This window comes from Amnibacterium sp., assembly GCF_036559085.1.
Taxonomy (GTDB): Bacteria; Actinomycetota; Actinomycetes; order Actinomycetales; family Microbacteriaceae; genus Amnibacterium.
The window spans coordinates 1-22,446 of sequence record NZ_DATBTU010000016.1 but is presented as its reverse complement, the minus strand read 5'-3'; the positions used below and the strand labels follow the sequence as shown (position 1 = coordinate 22,446).

The following is a 22,446-nucleotide window of genomic DNA, read 5'->3' as shown; positions in this document are numbered from 1 at the left end:
CCGCTGGTCGACCTCGACTTCCTCGTCTACTTCTCCGCATCGGAGATCGACGTGCAGTCGAACCTGCCGCCCGCCGCGTTCGGTGCCGCCTGGGACGTGCTCATCGACACCGCCGGCGGCGCGCTCGACGCGGCGCCGATGACCGCGGGCGCGTCCTTCGTGCTGCGGTCGCGGTCGGTCGTGGTGCTGCGCGCCCACACGGATCCGGCGCCGCCGCCCGACCACTCGGTCGCGGCGTCGCTCGCGCTGCTGGCCCGGGGCCGCTCGGCGACGGCGGCCCCGCCATCCGCCGCCGCCGCGGCCTCCGCCGCGGCACCCTGACGGGCTCAGCCGGCCGCCGAGTGCTGTCCGCACGGACAACTGCCGGCGTTATAACCGCAGCAGTTGTCCGTGCGGACAGCAGACGCGGGTGGGGCGCGGGTGGGCTCAGACGGCGGCGATGCGCCAGGCGGCCTCGTGGGCGTCGCCGGGCTGCAGCACGATCAGGTCGGTGCCCGAGTTGAACGCGTCGGGCGGGCAGGTCATGGGCTCGGCGGCGAGGCCGGCGCGGTTCCACTCCGGCTCGGGGCGGTCGGCGGTGTGCAGCTGGACCCAGGGGCAGACGGCGTCCCAGGTGAGCGCCGCGCCGTGACCGTCGGATGCACGCACCTCGACGCGGGCGAGGCCGTCGGTGTCGCGAGCGACGTCGGTGAACGCGTGGTCGATGAAGAGGTCGCCGATGCTCCGGCCCTCGGCGAAGTCGAACGGACCGCCGGCCACCTCGGCGAGCCCCTGGGGCACGAGCCGCTCGGGGTCGACCTCGAGCACCCGGCCCGCGGCGAACGTGAGCGTCCAGTCGTCCACGTGACCCGATCCGGCCGAGAGGTACGGATGCCCGCTCGTGCCGTACGGGGCGGCATCCGGACCGGTGTTCACCGTGCGGATGCGCGTCTCGAGCCCCTGCTGGCCCAGCGAGTAGGTGACCGTGACGGCGAGCCGGTGGGGATAGCCGGACTGCGCCGGCACCTCGGCCTCGAGCACGGCGCGGGTGGCCGTGGCCTCGGTGACGGCGAAGTCGGCCCATGCGACGAGGCCGTGCAGGGCGTGGCCGCGGTCCGGCTCGGTCAGCGCGAGCTGCTGCTCGACGCCGTCGAAGGCGTAGCGGCCGTCGACGACGCGGTTCGGCCACGGCACGAGCACGGCGCCGCGGAAGAGCGGCCGCACCGCGTCGGCCGCGAAGGGCACCACGAGGTCGCGGCCGTCGGCGGTGAGCGAGCGGAGGCTGGCCCCGACGGACGCGATCTCGGCCACGTACCGACCCGACTCGAGGCGGACCTGGGTACCGGACAGCGGAGCGCTCATCCGACCATCCTGGTCCAGCCCCGCATCCGCCGTTTTCAGGATCTGCCGGCGCAACTCAGGACATGCAGCACCTGGGTGCGGCGTGTCGTGGAGGAATTCCTGAAAACGGCGGATGGGCGGGCGGGTCAGCGGGCCGGGATCAGCGCGACAGCGCGATCGCGGTCCAGGAGACCGGCGGCAGCTCGATCGTGATCACGCCGTCCTCGAGGCGCGCGGAGTCGTTCGCCGACGGGGCGACGCGCTCCTGGTCCTCGAGGGTGTTCGCGGCGAACGGGTCCGCATCCGCGAGCGTGTGCGTCTCCGCGATCCGCAGCGCGCCGAGGCGCTCGACGTCGACGGTGACGGTGATCGCCTCATCCACCGACCGGTTGACGAGGAACACCGCGGCGGCCCCGTTCTCCGGGTCGCTCGTGGCGACCGCGTCGACGACCGGCACCTCGCCGTACACGGCGGTCGCATAGGCCGGCACCTCGAGCGCCGGCTTCAGCACCTCGCCCTGCGCAAGGCGCGCGGTGAGCGCGAAGGGGAAGAACGTCGTCTGCTTCCACGCCGCTCCGGCGGGCTCGGTCATGATCGGCGCGATCACGTTCACGAGCTGCGCGAGGCTCGCCGACCGCACCCGGTCGGCGTGCTTCAGCAGCGAGATCATCAGGTTCCCGACGACGACCGCGTCGGCGACGGAGTAGGCGTCCTCGAGCAGCCGGGGCGCGACGGGCCACTCGTCCACCGCCGTGATGCGGTCGACGTTCTGGTAGCGGTCCTGGTACCAGACGTTCCACTCGTCGAACGAGATCTTCATCGTCTTGTCGCTGCGGCGGATCGACTTCACGTGGTCCGCGGCTGCGGCGACCTCCTCGATGAACGCGTCCATGTCCGTGGAGCAGGCGAGGAAGCTGCCGAGGTCGTCGTTCCGCATGAAGTAGTAGGCGTGGCAGGAGATGAAGTCGACGTCGTCGTAGGTGTGCTCGAGCACCGTCCGCTCCCATGCCCCGAACGTCGGCATGTGCCGGTTGGAGCTGCCGCAGGCGACGAGCTCCAGGTCGGGGTCGAGCTGCCGCATCGCCTTGGCGGTGCGGCTCGCGAGCACGCCGTAGTCCTCGGCGCTGCGGTAGCCGAGCTGCCACGGCCCGTCCATCTCGTTGCCGAGGCACCACATCCGCACGTCGAACGGCGTCTCGGCCCCGTTCGCCACCCGCTGCTGCGAGAAGGCCGACGGGGAGGGGATGTTCGTGTACTCGAGCAGGTCGATGGCCTCCTGCACCCCGCGGGTGCCGAGGTTCACGGCGAGCATCAGCTCGCTGCCGACCTTCGCGCTCCAGGAGGCGAACTCGTGCAGCCCCACCTCGTTCGTCTCGAGGGAGTGCCAGGCGGTGTCGAGCCGCTTCGGGCGCTGCTCGCGCGGGCCGACGCCGTCCTCCCAGCGGTATCCGGAGACGAAGTTGCCGCCCGGATAGCGGATGGTCGTGACACCGAGCTCGCGGACGAGGTCGATGACGTCCTGCCGGAACCCCTCCGCGTCGGCGGTGGGGTGGCCGGGCTCGTAGAGGCCGTCGTAGACGCACCGGCCGAGGTGCTCCACGAAGGAGCCGAAGAGGCGGCGGTCGAGCGGCGCGACGACGAAGGCGGGGTCGAGGGTCAGGCGGGCTGCAGGCATGGATGTACTTCCGATTCGAGGTGGAGAAAAGAACGGGGAGCGGCCGGACCGCTACTTCAGGCTGCCGATCGAGAGCCCGCCCTGCCAGTACTTCTGGAGGGCGAGGAACGCGATGATCAGCGGGACGACCGACACGAGCGAGCCGATGATGATGAGGCTCCAGAGCGAGTGCCCGCCACCGTTGTTGTTCGCGGCGAGCCCCTCCCAGAGGCCGATCCCGACCGGGATCGGGAACAGGCTGGAGTCGGACAGCATGGCGAGCGGCAGGAAGTAGTTGTTCCAGGTCGCGACGATCGACAGCAGCAGCACCGTGACGATGACGGGACGCAGCAGCGGCAGGGCCACCGACCAGAACGTGCGGTACTCGCCGGCGCCGTCGACCCGCGCCGCGTCGAGCAGCTCGGTGGGCACCGCGTCGCCGATGTAGACCCGCATCAGGTAGACCGCGAACGGGCTCAGCAGCGACGGCAGGATCACCGCCCAGATCGTGTCGGTGAGGTGCAGGTCGGAGAACATGATGAACGTCGGGATCACGAGCGCGGTGAGCGGCACCATCACGGAGCCGAGGACCGCCGCGAACATCAGGTTGCGGCCCGGGAAGTTGAACTTCGCGAACCCGTAGCCCGCGAGCACCGCGATGACCGTGGCTCCGATGCCGCCCGCGAGGGCGTAGAGCACGGAGTTGCCGAGCCAGCGGAGGTAGATCCCGCCGTTGTAGGTGAAGAGGTCCTGCAGGTTGGCGATGTAGTTCACCGGCCCGCTGAACCAGAGGGCGCCGGATCCGCTGAACAGCGACGGGGCGTCCTTCGAGCTCGCGATGATCAGCCACCAGAGCGGGATCAGGAAGTAGATGATCATGGCGCCCAGGAAGAGATGGGCGACCAGGTTCCGCGGCTTGCGGGCGCGGGTGCGCCGCGTCCCGACTGCCGGACGGGCGGAGGTGGAGACGGCGGTCATGCGAAGACACTCCCTCGCTTGCGCGTGAGGAACAGGAACACGAAGACGCACAGGAAGACCACGAACCCGAGCGCGAACGAGATCGCCGAGGCGTAGTTGAACTGGGCGTAGGAGAAGGCGACCGTGTACGCGTAGATGTTCGGCGTGAAGTCGGGCGTGATGGAGCCGTTGCTGATCGGCCGGAGGATCTGCGGCTCGCTGAAGAACTGGAGGGTGCCGATCAGGGCGAACACGAGGATGAGCACGAGGGAGTTCGCGACCATCGGCACCTTGATGCGGAAGGCGAGCTGCCACGCGTTCGCCCCGTCGATCCTGGCGGCCTCGTAGACGGTCGAGTCCACGCCCTGCAGCGCGGCGTAGATGATGATCATGTAGTAGCCGGCCCACTGCCACGTCACGACGTTGACGAGGCTGCCGAAGACCGTGTCCGGTCCGAGCAGCACCGGCGCGTTCGCGCCGACGAGGGAGGCGAGCTGCTCCGTCGGGCCGAAGATCGGGCTGTAGAGGAAGCCCCACATCAGCGCACCGATCACCGCCGGCACCGCGTAGGGCAGGAAGATCGACAGCCGCGCGAACCGGGCGAAGCGCGTCGTGATCGCGTCGAGCACGAGCGCGGCGGCCAGCGAGACCGCCATCTGCACCGGGATCAGCACGACGACGAAGCGCAGCACGAACCACAGGCCCTTGAGGAACGCGGGGTCGCTGAACGCCTGGAAGTAGTTCGCGAAGAACGAGAACTGCGTGCCGGTCGCCAGGCCCTTCGTGTAGAGGCTGAGGTAGAAGGCGTAGATGAGCGGCGCGACGAGGAAGACGAGGAACACGATCGCGAACGGGAGCACGAAGCTCCAGCCGATCACGGCCTGCCGCCGGGCGGCCCGACGCTGCGAGGGGTTCCGGCGGGTGGACGTGCGGGCCGGCCCGGTGGCCTGCCGATCGGCACCGACCGCTGCAGTGGTTGAGGTCATGGCTCTCCTTCCGAGATCCGTGGAGGGCGGACGGCCCGGTGCGTGGCGTCGAACGCACCGGGCCATCCCTCCCCGAGGCCCGACTACTTGACGTTGAACCCCTGGCTCTGGGCGTACTTGACGATCTGCGCCTGCAGCGCCGTCGCCGCCGCCGCACCGCCGATCTTGCCGCCGTTGATGGCCGTCAGCTGGTTCTGCAGCTGCGCGTAGTAGTAGACGGTGAACGGCGGGTAGATGAAACCCTTGTAGGCGTTCTCCGCCGGGACGTAGACGTCCTTGTTGGCCGTCTGGCCACCGAAGAACTCGATCTGGGCGTTGGTGAAGTCGCTCGACTTCAGCACGTTCTGGTTCAGCGGGAAGATGGTCTGGGTCTTCCAGCCGTCCGTGAGCGAGGCGTCGTCCGCGTACAGGCCCATCGCGACCTTCGCCGCGAGCGCCTTGTCGTTCGCCTGGGTGGTCACGGCCAGTGCCGAGCCACCCCAGTTGACGGAGACGGGGTTGGCGGGGTCCCACTGCGGAAGCGGGGCGGTGGCGAACTTGCCCTTGTCCGAGCCCTTGCCCACACCGGCGCCGGTGAGGTAGCCGGGCGCCCACGCCGCGGAGATGTAGGTGGCGTACTTGCCGTTCACCACGCCCGCGATGTAGTCGGTCGTGAACTGGTCCTGCTTGCCGACGAGACCCTTCTGGGAGAGGTTCGCCCAGTAGTCCAGGACGTCCTTGGAGGCCTGGTCGTCCAGCTTGATGCTGATGTCCTTGGGCTTCGCGCTGTAGTCGTAGACGAACGGCTGCGCGCCCTTCTGGATCTCCAGGGCCATCATCGCCGCGGGCACGTTGGCGCCGAGGTCACCGAAGAGCGGACCGCCGGCGGCCTTCACCTTCGCCGCGTCGGCGGCGTACTCGTCCCACGTCTTCGGCGGCGTCGTGATGCCGTACTTCTTGAAGATGTCGGTGCGGTAGATCATCGCCATCGGGCCGCCGTCGATCGGCGCGGCGTACACGGCGCTGCCCGCGGACACGTCCTTCCACGCGCCCGCGCTGAAGTTGCCCTTGATCTTGTCCGCGCCGTACTTGCTGATGTCGACGAGCGCGTTCTGGATCTCGAAGTTCGTGAGGTGGTCCGCCTCGAGCATGACCACGTCGGGCGCACCCTTGTTGGCGGAGACCGCGGTCTGGAACTTGTCGTACTCGGGGCCGCCGGCCCCGGCGTTGCGCCAGCAGGCCTGCACGTCCTTGTGCGAGTTGTTGAAGTTGTCGACGACCTTGGCCATGTTCGGGTACCAGGCCCACACGGTGACGGTCGGGGCGTCCTTGACGACGATCTTGTTCGTGCAGTTGGTGGCGTGCTCGACGCTGCCGCCGCCGCCTCCGCCGCCACCGCCCGGCGAGCAGCCGACCAGCGCGGTGAGGATGCCGCCGACGGCCGCAGCCGCGACGACGAGCCTTGACTTCTTCACTGCGTTCTCCTTCGAACGGTGCGTGAACGTCGCCTGCAACGTGCACGTCACTGTGGTTGCTGGTGCAGGGTCGAGCCCGGCCGGTAGGGCCCGGCGGCTGTCCCCACGCTCTGCGAAACGATCTCGTAGAACGTTATACGCGGGGACTGTACACCCCCGTCCGGCGCGTCGGACCGTCTCGATCCGGTAACGGCGCGTCGGCCTCCGGCGCCGCGCGGATCGGCGACCCGCGCACGCCGTCCTGGGCGGGGGCGGCAGGATGTGCACGTGAGCGACCAGATCGGGACCGACACGGAGCGGCTCGCGGACACGGCGGCCCCACTCGGCCGCCGTGCGACCCTGCGCGACGTCGCGCGGCGAGCCGGCGTGTCCACCGCGGCCGCCTCGAAGGTGCTGCGTGGGGCCTACGGGGTGAGTCCCGCGATGCGCGAGCGGGTGCAGGAGGCGATGTCGGCGCTCGCCTACCGCCCCAACATCTCGGCGAGGGGGATGCGGGGGAAGACCTTCACGATCGGCGTGCTGATCTCCGACATCCAGAACCAGTTCTACGACCAGGTGCTCTCCGGCATCGCGCCCGTGCTCGCCGGGTCCGACTACGCGGTGCTGATCGCCCAGGCCGCGCCGACCGTCGAGTCCGAGGTCGCGATGGCCGAGACGATGATCGACCACCGGATGGACGGCCTGCTGCTCGTCACGCCCACGATGCCGAAGGCCGAGCTGGAGCGCTTCGCGAGCATCCTGCCCGTCGTCGTGGTGGCGCGCGGCGGCCGGGCCGAGGGGTTCGACACGGTGGCGACCGACGACGAGCTCGGGTCCGCGCTGATCGTCGACCACCTCGTCGGGCTCGGGCACACGGCCATCGCGCACATCACGGTCGAGTCCGACGACGACGACCCGACGCTGCCGTTCGCCGTGCGGGCCCGCGGCTACGAGGCGGCGATGTGGCGGCACGGGCTCGAGGCGTCCATCGACGTGGTGCGCACCTCCTGGACCACGGACGGCGGGACGAGCGCTGCCGACCTGTTCCTGCAGCGCCCGTCGCTGCCGACCGCCATCCACGCGGGCGCCGACGTGGCGGCGTTCGGCCTGCTCAGCCGGCTCTGGGCGGAGGGCGTCGAGATCCCGCGCGACGTGTCCGTGGCCGGCTACGACAACTCGCCCATCGGGATGCTGGCCCCCATCTCGCTGACCAGCGTCGACCAGGCCGCGGGCGAGCTCGGCACGCGCGCGGCGGCCCTGCTCCTCGAGCGGATCGGCGGCCGCACCGAGCCGCAGTCGGTGCTCCTGCAGCCCACGCTCGTCCCCCGCAGCACCACCGCGGCGCCGCGCTCCTGACGGCGGTTCCGCGCCACGCCGCGGTCGCTTGACCGCGACGTAGAACGTTATACAGTGGGCAGCCTCGCCGCCCGGCGCCATCCGTTCCGACGCTCCGGCGTCGCCCGGATCCCGTCCGTGCGGCCACTCGACGACGAGGGAGCCGCATGTCCGCTGGACCGTCCGCACGCATCGACATCGCCGCCGCTCGGCCGACCGTGACCTACAGCCGGGACATCTTCGGGCACTTCGTCGAGCACTTCCATCGACAGGTGTACGGCGGGATCTTCGAGCCGGGATCGCCGCTGGCGGACGAGCGGGGCTTCCGCCTCGACGTGCTCGAGGCGCTGCGGGAGCTGCGGATCCCGAACGTGCGGTGGCCCGGCGGCTGCTTCGTCTCCGCCTACCACTGGGTCGACGGCATCGGCCCGGACCGTTCGCCGAGCTACGACAGGGCGTGGCGCGTCACGGACCCGAACACCTTCGGCACCGACGAGTTCCTCGCGTGGTGCCGCGAGCTCGGCGCGGAGCCCTATCTCTGCACGAACGCGGGCACCGGCACCCCCGAGGAGATGGCCGACTGGCTCGAGTACACCAACCTGCCGGTGGGCAGCCGGTGGGCGGACCGGCGGGCGGCGAACGGGCATCCGGATCCGTACGGCGTGCGGTTCTGGAGCATCGGCAACGAGAACTACGGCCACTGGGAGATCGGCGCGAAGTCGGCCGACGAGTGGGCCAGGTACGTGACCGAGGCGGCGAAGATGCTGCAGCGCACCGACCCGACCATCTCGCTGATGGCCGCCGCGGTCGACGATCTCGACTGGGCGCTGCCGCTGCTGAAGAGCGCCGGGAAGTACCTCGACCACGTCTCCATCCACGGCTACTGGGACCGGCTCGACGCCGTGAACGAGCCCTCCGGCTACCTGGAGGCGATGGCGATGACGCTCGAGCCGGAGCGGGCGATCGCGCACATGGAGGCGGTGATCCGCGCGAGTGGCCAGGACGTCGCGATCGCCTTCGACGAGTGGAACCTGCGCGGCTGGCACCACCCGTGGGAGCCGGGCGCCGCGGCCATCGCCGCGCGTGACCTGAACGACGACAACTCCACCTACACGATGGCGGACGCGGTCTTCTCCGCCTCGTTCCTGAACGCCTGCCTGCGCCATGCCTCGTCCGTGAAGATGGCGAACATCGCCCCGACGGTGAACGCGCGCGGCCCGCTGTTCGTGCATCCGGACGGCGTCCTGCGGCGGACGACCTTCCATGTGATGGCGATGTACGCGAACCTGCTCGAGGACGAGGTGCTGGACGCAGCCGTCTGGAGCAGCTCGATGGACGCCGCAGGGACCGAGGTGCCGGTGGTCGACGCGATCGCCACGGTCGGTTCGGCGAGCGGCGCGGTCGCGATCGCGCTCGTGAACAAGAGCGCCACGGAGTCCGCGCGCTGCGAGATCCGGATCGACGGAGCGCTGCCGGCCGGCCGGATCACCGCGACCCTGCTCGGCTCGGACTCCCCCGACGCGTACAACAGCGTGGACGCGCCGGACACCGTGCATCCGCTGGAGCTGGAGCTCGGGCAGGACGGGTCCGTCGTGCTCCCGCCGCACAGCGTCGCGGTGTGCCGCCTCGAGGCGAGCCTGCCGTTCGGCGGCGCGGAAGGCGGCTGGCAGCTGAGCGGCCTCGGCACCGACTGGCGCCGGCAGGGCTGAGGCCGCCGCGTGCGGTGTGCAGGTTCCCGTGCGATGTGCAGGACGGATCCGCGGATCCGGACCTGCAGACCGCCGCGGGTCCTGCAAACGGTACGGACGGCCGGGCGACGCTGACGGACACCGCCGCCGGGACCTCCACTCCCGTGTGCGGTGTGCAGGTTCCCGCGCGATCTGCAGGACGGATCCGCGGATCCGGACCTGCAGACCGCCGCAGGTCCTGCAGACCGTACGGCGCTCACGGCCGCGGCCGCCGGGACCTCCGCCGCCGCGTGCGGTGTACAGGTTCCTGAGCGATCTACAGGACGGATCCGCGGACCCGGACCTGCAGACCGCCGCAGGTCCTGCAGACCGTACGCCGCGCCCGCCGCGCCCGCCGCGCCCGCGCGCCTGAGGCTCCCGAGAGCACCTCGGCAGGCCATCCGTGCTTGGGCAGGCTCCTGGTGAACCAGGAGCCTGCTGAAGCGCGAGCAGCCCGCTGAGGTGCTCCTAGAGGCCGCGGGCGAGGCGGTGGTAGGCGGCGTTCCAGCGGACCTCGTGCTCGAAGCCGTGCAGCGTCGTGTCCTGGTCGATGACGAGCAGCTCGGTGCGGAGCATCGCGGCGAGGTCGCGCCACGCGTCGACGCCGACCGCGGTCGTCATCACGGTGTGGTGCGCGGCGCCGGCGGTCAGCCAGGCGGCGGCCGAGGTGCGGAAGTCGGGACGCGGCTCCCACACCGCGCGGCCCACCGGCAGCTTCGGCAGCGGCGCCGGCGGCGCCACGACGTCCACCACGTTCGCGACGAGCCGGAAGCGGTCGCGGAGGTCCGAGAGAGCCACCACGACGGCGGGTCCGGGGTCCGCGTCGAAGACGAGCCGCACCGGGTCCTCGCGGCCACCGATGCCGAGCGGATGCACCTCGAGGGACGGCCGCTGCGTCGTCAGCGACGGGCTCACCTCGAGCATGTGCGCGCCGAGGATGAGCTCGGAACCGGGCGTGAGGTCGTACGTGTAGTCCTCCATGAGCGAGGCGCCCCCCGGCAGTCCCTCCCCCATGACGTTCGCGATGCGCACGAGCACGGCCGTCTTCCAGTCGCCCTCGGCGCCGAAGCCGTAGCCGTCCGCCATCAGCCGCTGCACCGCGAGACCCGGCAGCTGCTTCAGCGCGCCGAGGTCCTCGAACGTCGTCGTGAAGGCGTCGAAGCCGCCCTCCTCGAGGAACGACCGCAGCCCGAGCTCGAGCCGGGCGCCGTAGCGGAGCGACTCGCGCCGCTCGCCGTCCGCGCGCAGCTCCGGCACGACGGCGTAGGCCTCGTCGTACTCGGCCAGGAGCGCGTCGACGGCGGACTCGTCGGCGGCCGCGACCGCATCCGCGAGGTCGTTCACGCCCCAGGTGTTCACCTGCACGCCGAGCACGTGCTCGGCCTCGGTCTTGTCGCCCTCGGTGACGCCGACGAAGCGCATGTTGTCGCCGAAGCGGGCCAGCTTCATCCGCCGGGCGGCGGCGCGGCCGGCCGCGGCACGCTGCCACGTCGCGACCCGCTCGGTCACCGCGGGGTCGCTCACGTGCCCGACGACGACGGTCCGCGGCACGTCGAGGCGGGCGAGCATGTAGCCGAACTCGCGGTCGCCGTGCGCGGCCTGGTTGAGGTTCATGAAGTCGAAGTCGATGTCGGCCCAGGGCAGGGCCACGTTCGCCTGCGTGTGCAGGTGCAGCAGCGGCTTGTCGAGGGCGTCGAGGCCGGCGATCCACATCTTGGAGGGGCTGAAGGTGTGCATCCACGCGATCACGCCGAGCACGGAGTCGTCGGCGTTGGCCTCGAGCATCGTGCGGCGGATGGCGTCGGCGTCGGTGAGCACGGGCTTCCAGACGATGCGCGCCGGCACCGCCGCGCCGAGCTGCTCGGCGATCGCCCGCGACTGGTCGGCGACCTGCGCGAGCGTCTCCGGCCCGTACAGGTGCTGGCTGCCGGTGAGGAACCAGACCTCGGCGGTCGAGAGGACGGGGGCGGGACGGGGCATCAGGGCTCCTTGTCGGTGGGCTGGCCGTAGACGTGCTGGTAGCGCTCGAAGAGGGCGTCGATCGCGGCGGGCTCGATCGGGAGCGGATCGCCGAGCTGTCGCGCGAGGTGCACGGTGCGGGCGACGTCCTCGACCATGACCGCGGCCTTCACCGCGTCGCGGGCGTCGCTGCCGATCGTGAACGGCCCGTGGTTCCGCATGAGGACCGCCCGGCTGCGGTGGCCGGTGAGGGTCTCGACGATGCCGCGGCCGATGGAGTCGTCGCCGATGATCGCGAAGGGCCCGACGGGGATCTCGCCGCCGAACTCGTCCGCCATCGCGGTGAGCACGCACGGGATCGGCTCGCCACGCGCCGCCCAGGCGGTGGCGTAGGTGGAGTGGGTGTGCACGACGCCGCCGACGTGCGGCATGTTCCGGTAGACGTACGCGTGCGCGGCGGTGTCCGACGAGGGGCTGCGGTGCGCGCCCGGCGTCTCGGCGACGACCTGCCCGTCGAGGTCGCAGAGGATCATGTCGTCGGACGTCAGGGCGTCGTACGGCACCCCGCTCGGCTTGATGACGAAGAGGTCGGCGCCGGGCACCCGGCCGGACACGTTGCCGCCGGTCCAGACGACGAGCCCGTACCGGACGAGCTCGGCGTGCAGGCCGGCGACCTCGTCACGGATCCGCTGGATCGCCGCATCGATCTCGGTCATGCCGGCAGCTCGATCCCGGCCTCGGGCGCGACGGCGCCGCGGCTCGCGTACGCCTCGCGCTTCAGCGCGGCGAGGCGGTGCATCACGTCGTTGCCGCCGCGGCCGAAGTGGTCGTGCAGGGCGGTGTACTCGGCGTAGAGGCGGTCGTAGAGCGCCGCGCGGGTCTCGTCGGGGCGGAAGGCGTCCCGGATCCGGCTGCCCATGGCGGATGCGGCGGTCGCCACGTCGGGGTGGGCGCCGGCCGCGACGGCCGCGTGGATGGCGGCGCCGAGCGCGGGGCCCTGGTCGCTGCCGATGACCGAGATCGGCATCCGCAGCACGTCGCTGTAGATCTGCATCAGGAACGCGTTCTTCACGAGGCCGCCCGCGGCGACGAACTCGTCGACCGGGATGCCGCTCGCGACGTACGTCTCGACGATCTTGCGGGTGCCGAACGCGGTGGCCTCGATGAGCGCGCGGTACACCTGCTCCGGGCGGGTGGCGAGGGTGAGGCCGACGATCACGCCAGAGAGCTCGTGGTCGACGAGCACCGAGCGGTTGCCGCTCTCCCAGTCGAGGGCGATGAGGCCGGATGCGCCGACCGGCTCGGCGGCCGCCAGCTCGGTGAGGACGTCGTGGATGCTGCGACCCTCGGCCCGCGCGCGGTCGCGGAGCGCGGCCGGGGCGAAGCGCTCGACGAACCAGCCGAAGATGTCGCCGACGCCGGACTGGCCGGCCTCGTAGCCCCAGTAGCCCGCGGTGATGCCGCCGTCGACCGCGCCGCACATGCCGGGCACCTCGGCGAAGCGGTCGGCGTTCAGCACGTGGCACGTCGAGGTGCCCATGACCGCGACCATGGTGCCGGGGGCGACCGCATCCGCCGCCGGGACCGTCACATGCGCGTCGACGTTGCCGACCGCGACGGCGATGCCCTCGGGCAGGCCGGTCCAGCCGGCGGCCTCGGCGGTGAGCCGGCCGGCGGCGGTGCCGAGGTCGGCGATCGGGCCGGCGAGCTTCGTGTCGGCGAACTCCGCGAAGTCGGGGTTCAGCGCGGCGAGGAACTCCGTCGACGGATACGCGCCCTCCTGCAGCAGCCCCTTGTAGCCGGCGGTGCAGGCGTTCCGGACGGCCGCGCCGCCGAGGCGCTCGACGATCCAGTCGGCGGCCTCGACGAAGCGGTCCATCCGGTCGTAGAGCTCGCGGTCCTCCTCGAGCAGCTGAAGGCCCTTCGCGAACTGCCACTCGGAGGAGATCATCCCGCCGTACCGGCCGAGCCACGGCTCGTGCCGCTCGGCGGCGAGATCCGTGATGCGGTCGGCCTGGCCCTGCGCGGCGTGGTGCTTCCAGAGCTTCACGTAGGCGTGCGGGCGGCCGGCGTACTCGGGCAGCTCGTTCAGCGGGGTGCCGTCGGCGAGCACCGGCACCATGGTGCAGGCCGTGAAGTCGATGCCGACGCCGATCACGTCGGCCGGGTCGACGCCCGCGGCCTCGACGGCGGCGGGCACGGCGTGCTGCAACACCTCGACGTAGTCGGCCGGCACCTGCAGGGCCCAGTCGGGCGGCAGCGGCGTGCCGTCGGGCAGCGCGCTGTCGAGCACGGCGTGCGGGTACTCGTGCACCGCCGAGCCGAGTTCGGCGCCGTCGTGCACGCGCACCACGACCGCGCGCCCGGAGAGCGTGCCGTAGTCCACACCGATCACGTACCGGTCGGTCTTCGAGTCCGCCATGTCATCCCCATCGACGAAAGTGAGCGCTCACATCATGCCGGATGCGGGGCGCTGCCGCGACCCCGACCCGCGCGCGACGAGCACTCCGGCAGGCTGCCTGCACAAACGACGGAGTTCCTGCACCCAAGGGCCCCCGATCCGCATGACGCGGTCGCGCGGATGCGGTTTCTCCGTCGTTTGCGCGGAGGGCAGGCGGCCAGAGCCCGTTCGGGAGGCTGCGGCCCAGACGGCTGCAGGGTCATTCCCTGCGCAAACGACGGAGTTCCTGCACCCAAGGCCTCTGCATCCGCATGACCTGGTCGCGCGGACGCCGTTTCTCCGTCGTTTGCGCACGGATGCGCGGGTCAGGCGGGGCGGGTGGAGGCGCGGACCACGAGGGCCGCGGGCAGGGGCGCGTCGTCGGGCTCGGCGTCGTCGCTCAGCAGCACGGCGAGCCGGTGCATGAGCCGCTGCCCGAGCGCGGCGAAGTCCTGCCGCACGGTCGTGAGCGGCGGTACGAAGAACGCGGCCTCGGGTATGTCGTCGAAACCGACGACGCTCACGTCGCCCGGCACGCCGACCCCGGCTTCCGAGAACGCGGAGAGCAGGCCCAACGCGGTCTGGTCGTTGGCGGAGAAGATCGCGCTCGGCGCGCCCTGCGCCGCGAGCCGGCGGCCGATCGCGGCGCCGCCCTCCGCCGTCCAGTCCCCGCGCAGCACCGCGGGCACCGGCAGCCCGCGCCTCGCGCACTCCTCGCGCCAGCCGCGCTCGCGCTCCCGCGCCTCGATCCAGTCCTCCGGCCCGGCGACGTGCACGATCTCGCGGTGGCCGAGGTCGGCGAGGTGCCCGACCGCGAGCGCCGCGGCGGCCGCGTGGTCGATGCCCGCGGTGACCGCGCCGGGGATGCCGCTCGGCACCGTGGTGACGAGCGGGACGGGCAGGTCGAGGCCCGCGAGGGCATCCGCGACCTCGGGCGTGGGCGCGACGACGACGAGGGCCTGGACGTCCTGGCCGAGCAATCCGTCGACCGCGTGCCGCACCTCCTCGGATCCGGTCTGCTCGAGTGCGGCGATCGAGACGTCCCAGCCGGCCGCGCGGGCGGCGTGGTTGAACCCGGACGTCGTGCTCGACGGACCGTAGAGCGGCAGGCCGACCGTGACGAGCCCGATGGTGCGGGTGCGCCGGCTCGCGAGCGCCCGGGCGGCGGCGTTCGGCCGGTAGCCGAGCCGGGCGACGGCCTCCTCGATCCGCTCGCGCGTCTGCGGGCGCACGGACTGGTCGCCCTTCAGGAAGCGGGAGACCGTCTGGTGCGACACCCCCGCCGCTGCGGCGACGTCGAAGATGTTCGGCACGAGCCGGAGTGTAGGGGTCACCCCGAGCGCGCCTCACGTGGGTTGCCACTTCTCGCCCCGGAAGCGGCGCCTCGAGGGCCAGAAGTGGCAACCCACCACCGCAGAGGTGACGGCTCACCGTCGGTGACCGGGTGGGTTGCCACTTCTCGCCCCGGAGGCCGCGCTTCGAGGGCCAGAAGTGGCAACCCACGTGATGATCGGGCGCGCCCGACCGGGCCGGGCTTACGCCTCGCGCTGCTTCGGGCTGCTGTCCTGCGTGCGCTTCGGGTCGCGCTCGATGACGCCGCCGAGCACCTCGTCGATGCGCTCCATGAGCTCGAGCGGGATGTTCACGCCGGACGCCTTGACGTTCTCGTGCACCTGCTCGGGCCGGGAGGCGCCGATGATCGCGGACGCGACGTTCTCGTTCTGCAGCACCCACGCGATGGCGAGCTGCGCGAGCGACAGATCGAGCTCCTTCGCGATGGGCTCGAGGCCCTGCACGCTCGTCAGCACGTCGTCGCGCATCCAGCGCGAGATCATGTTCGCGCCGCCCTTGTCGTCGGTCGCGCGGCTGCCCTCGGGGTGCGGCCGGCCCGGCTTGTACTTGCCGGTGAGCACGCCCTGCGCGATCGGCGACCAGACGATCTGCGAGATGCCGAGCTCCTTCGAGGTCGGGACGACCTCGGGCTCGATGACGCGCCAGATCGCGTTGTACTGCGGCTGGTTCGAGATCAGCTGGAACCCGAGCTCCTTCGCCAGCTTCGCGCCCTCGCGCAGCTGGTCGGCGGTCCACTCGCTGACGCCGACGTACAGCACCTTGCCCATCCGGACGAGGTCGGCGAACGCCTGCATCGTCTCCTCGAGCGGCGTGAAGTAGTCGAACCGGTGCGCCTGGTAGAGGTCGACGTAGTCGGTCTGCAGGCGGGTCAGGGATCCGTCGATCGACTCCATGACGTGCTTGCGCGAGAGGCCGACGTCGTTGTGCCCCTTCGGCCCGGTGGGGCCGAAGACCTTGGTGAAGATCTCGACCGACTGGCGGCGCTCGCCCTTCAGCGCCTCGCCGAGCACCGTCTCGGCACCGGTGTTCGCGTACACGTCGGCGGTGTCGAACGTCGTGATGCCCGCCTCGAGCGACGCCTTCACGCAGGCGATCGCCTGGTCGTTCTCGACCTGGCTGGCGTGCGTCAGCCAGTTGCCGTACGTGATCTCCGACACCTTGAAGCCGGACTTGCCCAGATAGCGGAACTGCATGGCGATGCTCCTCGTCGTGATTCGTCGGCCCCCACAACGAATCTACTGAGCGGCGGCCGAGCGGATGCCGAGGGTCACGTCCACCGCTCAGCGTCCTCCGGTCGTCTCCTTGAGCGGGCCCGTTAGCGTGCCGCGCATGGCCGGATCCCCCACGCGCAGCATCGGGCGCCTGCTCGCAGGCCTCATGGGCGTGCTGCTGCAGGTGCGCCGGCCGCGACCGATCCACACGACCGGGGTGCTGCTCGAGGGCCGGATCACCTGGCGGCCGGAGACCGCGGCGCGGTCCGGGATCGCGTGGATCGACGAGCGCGGGCCGGACACGCCGCCGGCGGTGGTCGCCCGCTTCTCCCGCGGGGCGTCGCTCCCCGCGGCGCTGCCCGACGTGCTCGGCCTCGCGGTCCGGTTCCGGACCCCACGCGGTCCGGCCGACCTGCTGCTCTCGACGACCGGCTTCGGCGTGCCCGGACGGTTCGTGCTCGCGCCGCGCCGCACCCCCGGCGGCGCGTGGTTCTCGACCCTGATGCCGTATCGCGGCAGCGACGGGCCGGTGCAGGTCGCGGCCCGCTCGCGCACCCCCTCCGAGCTCCCGGCCCACCTCGAGGACCTCCGGGGCGCGCTCGAGCAGGAACCGTGGATCCTCGAGCTGCTCTTCGCCACACCGGCCGGGCGCTGGCACCGCTTCGCCGACCTCGAGCTGCGGCCCGCGCCCGGCCCGATCGACCGGCCGGAGCCGCGGTTCGACGCCGTGCGGAACCCGCCGCCCGGCGCCGGGACCTACGGATGGACGCGCCGACTCCGTGAACCCGCCTACGCACGGGCTCGTCTCGGCTGACCGGCGCTACAGTTCGGGCTTCCCACGCCGCGACGAGGAGGCCGCCATGGGTGCCGACGCAGGTTCATCCGGAGTCCCGACCCTGCATCCGCATTCCGAGGGCCGCTGGAGCCGGGTGCACGAGAAGTTCCTCGCGGAGCGGCGACCGCACACCGAGCAGCAGCTGCGCCGGCTGCGGATCCTCTCCACCACGCTGATCATCGTCGGCTCGATCGGGTTCCTCGTGTTCCTGATCAGCGTGCTGACGCACGAGGGCGCCGCGGTCCTCGACCGCCCGGTGCAGCACGCGCTCGAGGCGTTGCGGTCGCCGGGCCTCACCGGGGTCTCGATCGGGCTGGCGGTCGTCTTCGGGCCGATCTCGATGCCCATCGTCGTCGCCGTCACCGTGGTCGTGTGGTTCCTCATCTCGAAGCACGCGTGGCGGCCGGCCCTGCTCGCGCTCGCGATGATCACCGGGGTGCTGATCGCGGAGGTGATCGCGCACCTCGTCGGGCGACCGCGTCCTCCGCTGTCCGGGATGCTCTTCGGCGCGGATCACACCCCCTCGTTCCCCTCCGGGCACGTGCTCGGCACCGCGAACTTCCTGCTGACCGGCTCCTACCTGTTCTTCTCCCGGCTCCGCCACCGGCGACGGGCGGCGATCGGGTTCACGATCGCGGTCCTCCTGCTGCTCGCGGTGGCCGCGAGCCGGGTCTACCTCGGCTACCACTGGCCGACGGACACCCTCGCATCGGTCTCGATCGGGCTGGTCGAGCTCGGCATCATCGTCGCGGTGGACACCGCCCGCACCGCGGTCACGACCGGGCACGAGCCGCCGAACCTCGCCGAGGGGCCGGAGACCCATCCGTCGGCGGCCGCCCGGTAGGCCGCCGCTTCCCTCAGGGCCAGGCGGGCGCGTCGGTGCCGAGCGGCGCGGGACCGCGGTCGAACCGGAACGCGACGCCGGCCACCGCGAACGGCGGCGGCGCGATCGCGGCCGGACCCCACGGCGTGCCGATCGGGGTCGGCGCGGACCGCGCGACGGCCTGCGCAGGCTCGGGCACCGGGTCCGGCCCGGGCAGCGCGGTGAGCGCCGCGGCGGTGCGGGCGAGCGACAGGCGAGCCGACCCACCCCGCCCATCCGCGGCCCGGTCGCGGAGCAGTGCGACCGCCGCGGCGGCCAGCAGCCAGCCGGTCGCGTGGTCGAGCGCCTGCACGGGCAGCGGCACCGGCCGGTCGGCCCCGGCCTCGCGCATCCCCCGCTCGGCGATCCCGGCGGACATCTGCACGAGGCTGTCGAACCCGCGTCGGCCCGCCCATGGCCCCGCCCAGCCGTAGGCGTCGAGCGCGACCTCCACGAGACCCGGGCGGATGCGGCGCCGGTCGTCGACGCCGAGCCCGAGGTGCTCGAGCGCACCCGGCCGGTAGCCGTGCACGAGCACGTCGGCGCCCGCGAGCAGCTCGTGCAGCCGCGCCCGGCCGGCGGGCGTGCGGGCGTCGAGGCGGGCGGTGCGCTTGCCGAGGGTCATGTCCGGCACGACGCCGGGCTCGTCCCAGTCGGGCGGATCGACCCGGAGCACGGTGGCGCCGAGCCCGGAGAGCGCCCGCGTCGCCACGGGGCCGGCGAGCACGCGGGTGAGGTCGAGCACCCGGACGCCGTCGAGCGGCCGATCAGGGCCCGGCGACCAGGAGGAGGCCTGGCCGTCGTCGGTCCTCGCGACGCGGATGAGCGGCTCGTCGGCGACCGCGGCGCCCTCGGGCGAGGACGCCCAGTCCGCGGCGGTGCGCATCCGGGCGGCGCACCCGCCGGCCGCGACCACGTCGGCCTCGAGCGCCGCCACGGGCAGGGCGGCGACGGCCTTCGCCACCGCGTCCCGCTCGGCGGGCACCCCGAGCACGCGCAGGGCCGCGGCGCGGTGGTGCGGCGCGTTCGTGTGCAGCCGGATCCAGCCGTCGGCGCCCCGGTAGTCCCCGGCGACCGGATCCCACGGCGGCGGAGGCGACCAGCCGTCGGGGATCAGCGCCGAGCGGAACCAGGTGGCGCAGCGGTCGCGGTGGACCACGGCCGGCGCACCGCCGGCGAGGGCGGACACCGCGTCGGCGAACGCCGCGACCGCCGCACCGGCGAGGGTGCCGACCGCGAACGGCGAGGGCAGCCCGGCGTCGCCGACGATCCGAGCGCGCTCGGGCGCGCCGAGCAGGCGTGCGACGTCCGCCCGGAGCACCCGCTCACCGTCCGCCGGCATGACCGCACGATACGCGCGGCCGCCGGTCAGGGCGAGGTGAGGCTGGAGATGCTGCCGGCCAGCGCCGCGAAGGTCACCGCGAACTTCGTGATGATCACCGCGAGCGTCACCACGTACACGCCGATGTAGGTCCAGAGCGGCGCGAGCCCGCTGTGCACCCGGCGCCAGAGGACCACCGGCCTGCCGATGATGTAGACGATGGAGAGGAAGCTCCACGCCCAGTGGAACGGCCGCACGACCCCCAGCCGCTTCAGCGCCCGCCAGTCGAAGTACGCGAGCACGACCTGCGCGGCGAACAGCAGGAAGCTCACCGCCTGCACCAGCAGGTAGCCGGGGTCGAGCATCGCCGCGGCGCCGCCGGTGGGGTTCTCGAGCGCGCGGCGGAAGTAGCCACCGACGTCCCAGGTGAGCAACGCGACGGCCGAGACGATCGGCAGCAGCGTGATGATCCAGATGAACGGGGTGTTCACGTTCGTGCCCGGCGCGAGCGACGGCTGATCGACGGAGCCGTCCCAGCCGCCGTCGGCGAAGTAGTCGGTCCAGCCGCGGCCGTCCCACCAGCGGCGGCGGTTCGTGCCGGCCGGGTCGGGGTACCAGCCGGGGGCGGGCGCGTTGGTCGGGCGATCGAGGCTCATGCGGGTCCTTCGAGGAGTGGGGGCCGCGCGAGCATATGGCCTGATCAGAGCGCCGTCGAGGCCCCAGTCCGAGGCTGCGTGGAGGCCGGGCTACGCGGCGCCGTTGAACATCGAGGTGACGGAGCCGTCCTCGAAGACCTCGTGGATCGCGCGGGCGAGCAGCGGCGCGATCGGCAGCACCTCGAGCTTGTCGAAGCGCTTCTCGGGCGGCAGCGGCAACGTGTCGGTGACGATCACGCGGTCGATGACGTCGGACGACAGCCGCTCGACGGCCGGCGGGGAGAAGATCGCGTGGGTCGCCGCGACGATGACACCGGTCGCGCCCGCGGCCTTCAGCGCCTCGGCGCCCTTGATGATCGTGCCGCCGGTGTCGATCATGTCGTCGACGAGCAGGCACACCTTGCCGGCGACCTGGCCGACGATCTCGTGGACGCTCACCTGGTTCGGCACGGTGGGGTCGCGGCGCTTGTGGATGATCGCGAGCGGCACGTCGAGGCGGTCGCTCCAGACGTCGGCGACGCGCACGCGGCCCATGTCGGGCGACACGATGACGAGGTCGGTCTTGTCGACGGTGTTCTCGATGTGCTCGGTGAGCACCGGCATCGCGAAGAGGTGGTCCAGCGGGCCGTCGAAGAAGCCCTGGATCTGGGCGGCGTGCAGGTCGACCGACATGATCCGGTCGGCGCCCGCGGTCTTGAAGAGGTCGGCGACGAGCCGCGCGGAGATGGGCTCGCGGCCGCGGCCCTTCTTGTCCTGCCGGGAGTACGGGTAGTACGGCACGACGGCGGTGACGCGCTTCGCGGAGGCCCTCTTCAGGGCGTCGAGGAGGATGAGGTGCTCCATCAGCCACTCGTTCACCGGCGCCGCGTACGACTGGATCACGAACGCGTCGGCCCCGCGGACGCTCTCCTCCATCCGCGTGTAGATCTCCCCGGACGCGAAGGTGCGCGCGTCGACGGGCAGCAGCGTGGTGTCGAGCTCGGCCGCCACGGCCGCTGCGAGCTCCGGATGGGATCGTCCGCTGATCAGGACGAGCCGCTTCTCGCCCTTGGTCTTGATACCGGTCACTGGGTGCTCGCGTCCTCCTCGGGCGCGTCGCGGCGCTGGCCCGCCGTGACCGCCGCGTCGGTGCCCGGTCGGTTCAGCTCGACCCAGCCTTCGATGTTGCGCTGCGGCGCCACGTTCACGGCCAGGGACCCGGCTGGGACGTCCTTTCGGACCACCGTTCCCGCACCCGTGTAGGCGCCGTCACCAATCGTAACGGGGGCCACGAACACGTTGTGCGACCCGGTGCGCACCGCCGACCCGACGACGGTGCGGTGCTTACGCACACCGTCGTAGTTCGCGGTGATCGTGCCGGCGCCGACGTTCGAGCGCTCCCCCACCTCGGTGTCGCCGAGGTAGGAGAGATGCGGCACCTTCGACCCGTCGCCGATCACCGTGTTCTTCGTCTCGACGAACGTGCCGATCTTGCCGCCGGCCCCGAGCACCGTGCCGGGCCGGAGGTAGGACCAGGGGCCGACCTGCGCCCCCGCGCCGATCACGGCGAGCGTGGCGTCGACGCGGTTCAGGCGGGCGCCCTCCCCCACCTCGGTGTCGACCAGCGTGGTGTCCGGGCCGATCACGGCCTCGCGCTCGACCGCCGTGGCGCCGAGCAGCTGGGTGCCGGGCCGGATCTCGACGTCCTCGGCGAGGGTCACCGTCGCGTCGATCCAGGTCGTGGCGGGGTCGAGCACGGTGACGCCGGCGAGCTGCCACGAGCGGATGACCCGGTCGTTCACCCGGCGCTGCACGGCGGCGAGCTGAGCGCGGTCGTTCACGCCGGCGATGGCGTCCGCATCCGCGGCGACGACCGCCGCGACGCGGGAGCCGGCGGTGCGGAGGGCCGCGATGACGTCGGTGAGGTATCGCTCGCCCTGGTCGTTGGCGGCGTCGAGCGCGGCGAGCGCCGCGGCGAGGCCGCCCGTGCGGAAGAGGTAGACGCCCGCGTTGATCTCGTCGATCGCGCGCTCGTCCCCGGTCGCGTCGCGGTGCTCCACGATCCGCTCGAGGCCGCCGTCGGCGCCGCGGACGATGCGGCCGTAGCCGAGCGGGTCGGGCACGCGGGCGGAGAGCACGACGGCCTCGGCCTCGGCTCCCGCGGCGAGCACGGGCGCGAGCGTGGCCACGTCGAGCAGCGGCACGTCGCCGTTCAGCACGAGCAGGTCGCCGTCGAAGCCGGCGAGCGCGGCGAGCGCCTGCTCGACCGCGCGACCCGTGCCGGGGACCTCGTCCTGGTCGACGACGAGCGCATCCGGCGCGGCGGCCACGACGGCCTCGGCGACCGCGTCGCGTTCGTGCCGCACGACGACGGCGAGGCGGGCGGGTTGCAGCGCCGACGCGGTCGCGAGCACGTGC

18 protein-coding genes and 1 pseudogene are annotated in these 22,446 nt (G+C 72.2%); 5 read left to right on the top strand and 14 right to left on the bottom strand.

Features of this window, described 5'->3' with window-relative positions; genetic code table 11:
* Positions 1-321: pseudogene (locus VIG76_RS02895) on the top strand (glycogen debranching enzyme); the annotation flags it as partial.
* 105 nt (positions 322-426) lie between these two features.
* Here VIG76_RS02895 and VIG76_RS02890 read toward each other — a convergent pair.
* The 5 genes from VIG76_RS02890 to VIG76_RS02870 form a co-directional block, all read right to left on the bottom strand.
* Positions 427-1,341, bottom strand: coding sequence for an aldose 1-epimerase family protein (locus VIG76_RS02890; RefSeq protein ID WP_331950860.1), 915 nt, complete (start codon positions 1,339-1,341; stop codon positions 427-429).
* Positions 1,342-1,480: 139 nt separating this feature from the next.
* A complete protein-coding gene (gene arfA / locus VIG76_RS02885) occupies positions 1,481-2,995 on the bottom strand; it encodes an arabinosylfuranosidase ArfA (protein ID WP_331950858.1) in 1,515 nt (504 codons plus the stop codon).
* A gap of 51 nt (positions 2,996-3,046) precedes the next feature.
* Positions 3,047-3,952 carry a carbohydrate ABC transporter permease gene (locus VIG76_RS02880; RefSeq protein ID WP_331950856.1) on the bottom strand — a complete coding sequence of 302 codons (906 nt, stop codon included), beginning with the start codon at positions 3,950-3,952 and terminating at the stop codon, positions 3,047-3,049.
* Positions 3,949-4,917, bottom strand: a complete 969-nt coding sequence (locus VIG76_RS02875; RefSeq protein ID WP_331950854.1) for a carbohydrate ABC transporter permease — start codon at positions 4,915-4,917, stop codon at positions 3,949-3,951. Before VIG76_RS02875 ends, VIG76_RS02880 begins: the two co-directional genes overlap by 4 nt.
* Before the next feature lie 83 nt (positions 4,918-5,000).
* The gene (locus VIG76_RS02870; RefSeq protein WP_331950852.1) at positions 5,001-6,371 is read right to left on the bottom strand and encodes an ABC transporter substrate-binding protein; all 1,371 of its coding nucleotides are present in this window, start codon (positions 6,369-6,371) and stop codon (positions 5,001-5,003) included.
* Positions 6,372-6,638: 267 nt separating this feature from the next.
* On the opposite strand from VIG76_RS02870, the gene VIG76_RS02865 reads away from it, so the two are divergent.
* Entirely contained in the window at positions 6,639-7,706 is a 1,068-nt protein-coding gene (locus tag VIG76_RS02865) for a LacI family DNA-binding transcriptional regulator (protein WP_331950850.1), read from the top strand.
* Positions 7,707-7,852: 146 nt separating this feature from the next.
* Entirely contained in the window at positions 7,853-9,394 is a 1,542-nt protein-coding gene (locus tag VIG76_RS02860) for an alpha-N-arabinofuranosidase (protein WP_331950848.1), read from the top strand.
* A 486-nt stretch (positions 9,395-9,880) separates the two neighbouring features.
* On the opposite strand, the gene araA is transcribed toward VIG76_RS02860, so the two are convergent.
* The 5 genes from araA to VIG76_RS02835 form a co-directional block, all read right to left on the bottom strand.
* The gene (gene araA, locus VIG76_RS02855; RefSeq protein WP_331950846.1) at positions 9,881-11,392 is read right to left on the bottom strand and encodes an L-arabinose isomerase; all 1,512 of its coding nucleotides are present in this window, start codon (positions 11,390-11,392) and stop codon (positions 9,881-9,883) included.
* The gene (locus tag VIG76_RS02850; protein ID WP_331950844.1) at positions 11,392-12,087 is read right to left on the bottom strand and encodes an L-ribulose-5-phosphate 4-epimerase; all 696 of its coding nucleotides are present in this window, start codon (positions 12,085-12,087) and stop codon (positions 11,392-11,394) included. The genes araA and VIG76_RS02850 overlap by 1 nt, the downstream gene beginning before the upstream one ends.
* Complete coding sequence (araB, locus tag VIG76_RS02845; RefSeq protein WP_331950842.1) at positions 12,084-13,793, bottom strand: ribulokinase; 1,710 nt, start codon at positions 13,791-13,793, stop codon at positions 12,084-12,086. The genes VIG76_RS02850 and araB overlap by 4 nt, the downstream gene beginning before the upstream one ends.
* Positions 13,794-14,137: 344 nt before the next feature.
* A complete protein-coding gene (locus tag VIG76_RS02840; RefSeq protein WP_331950840.1) occupies positions 14,138-15,124 on the bottom strand; it encodes a LacI family DNA-binding transcriptional regulator in 987 nt (328 codons plus the stop codon).
* A gap of 222 nt (positions 15,125-15,346) precedes the next feature.
* The gene (locus VIG76_RS02835) at positions 15,347-16,357 is read right to left on the bottom strand and encodes an aldo/keto reductase family protein (protein ID WP_331950838.1); all 1,011 of its coding nucleotides are present in this window, start codon (positions 16,355-16,357) and stop codon (positions 15,347-15,349) included.
* Between the two features lie 136 nt (positions 16,358-16,493).
* Here VIG76_RS02835 and VIG76_RS02830 point away from each other — a divergent pair, with 136 nt between their 5' ends.
* A complete protein-coding gene (locus VIG76_RS02830) occupies positions 16,494-17,189 on the top strand; it encodes a catalase family protein (RefSeq protein WP_331950836.1) in 696 nt (231 codons plus the stop codon).
* Positions 17,190-17,235: 46 nt separating this feature from the next.
* Positions 17,236-18,054 carry a phosphatase PAP2 family protein gene (locus tag VIG76_RS02825; protein ID WP_331950834.1) on the top strand — a complete coding sequence of 273 codons (819 nt, stop codon included), beginning with the start codon at positions 17,236-17,238 and terminating at the stop codon, positions 18,052-18,054.
* A 13-nt stretch (positions 18,055-18,067) separates the two neighbouring features.
* Here the strand turns inward: VIG76_RS02825 and VIG76_RS02820 are convergent, their stop codons facing one another.
* The 4 genes from VIG76_RS02820 to glmU form a co-directional block, all read right to left on the bottom strand.
* Positions 18,068-19,414 (bottom strand): CoA transferase, encoded by a 1,347-nt coding sequence (locus VIG76_RS02820; protein WP_331950832.1) that lies wholly within the window; start codon positions 19,412-19,414, stop codon positions 18,068-18,070.
* 26 nt (positions 19,415-19,440) lie between these two features.
* A complete protein-coding gene (locus tag VIG76_RS02815) occupies positions 19,441-20,049 on the bottom strand; it encodes a DUF2510 domain-containing protein (protein WP_331950830.1) in 609 nt (202 codons plus the stop codon).
* A 90-nt stretch (positions 20,050-20,139) separates the two neighbouring features.
* Complete coding sequence (locus VIG76_RS02810) at positions 20,140-21,117, bottom strand: ribose-phosphate diphosphokinase (protein WP_331950828.1); 978 nt, start codon at positions 21,115-21,117, stop codon at positions 20,140-20,142.
* On the bottom strand, positions 21,114-22,446 hold a 1,333-nt coding region (gene glmU / locus VIG76_RS02805; protein WP_331950826.1), incomplete at its 5' end, for a bifunctional UDP-N-acetylglucosamine diphosphorylase/glucosamine-1-phosphate N-acetyltransferase GlmU. The genes glmU and VIG76_RS02810, both read right to left, overlap by 4 nt.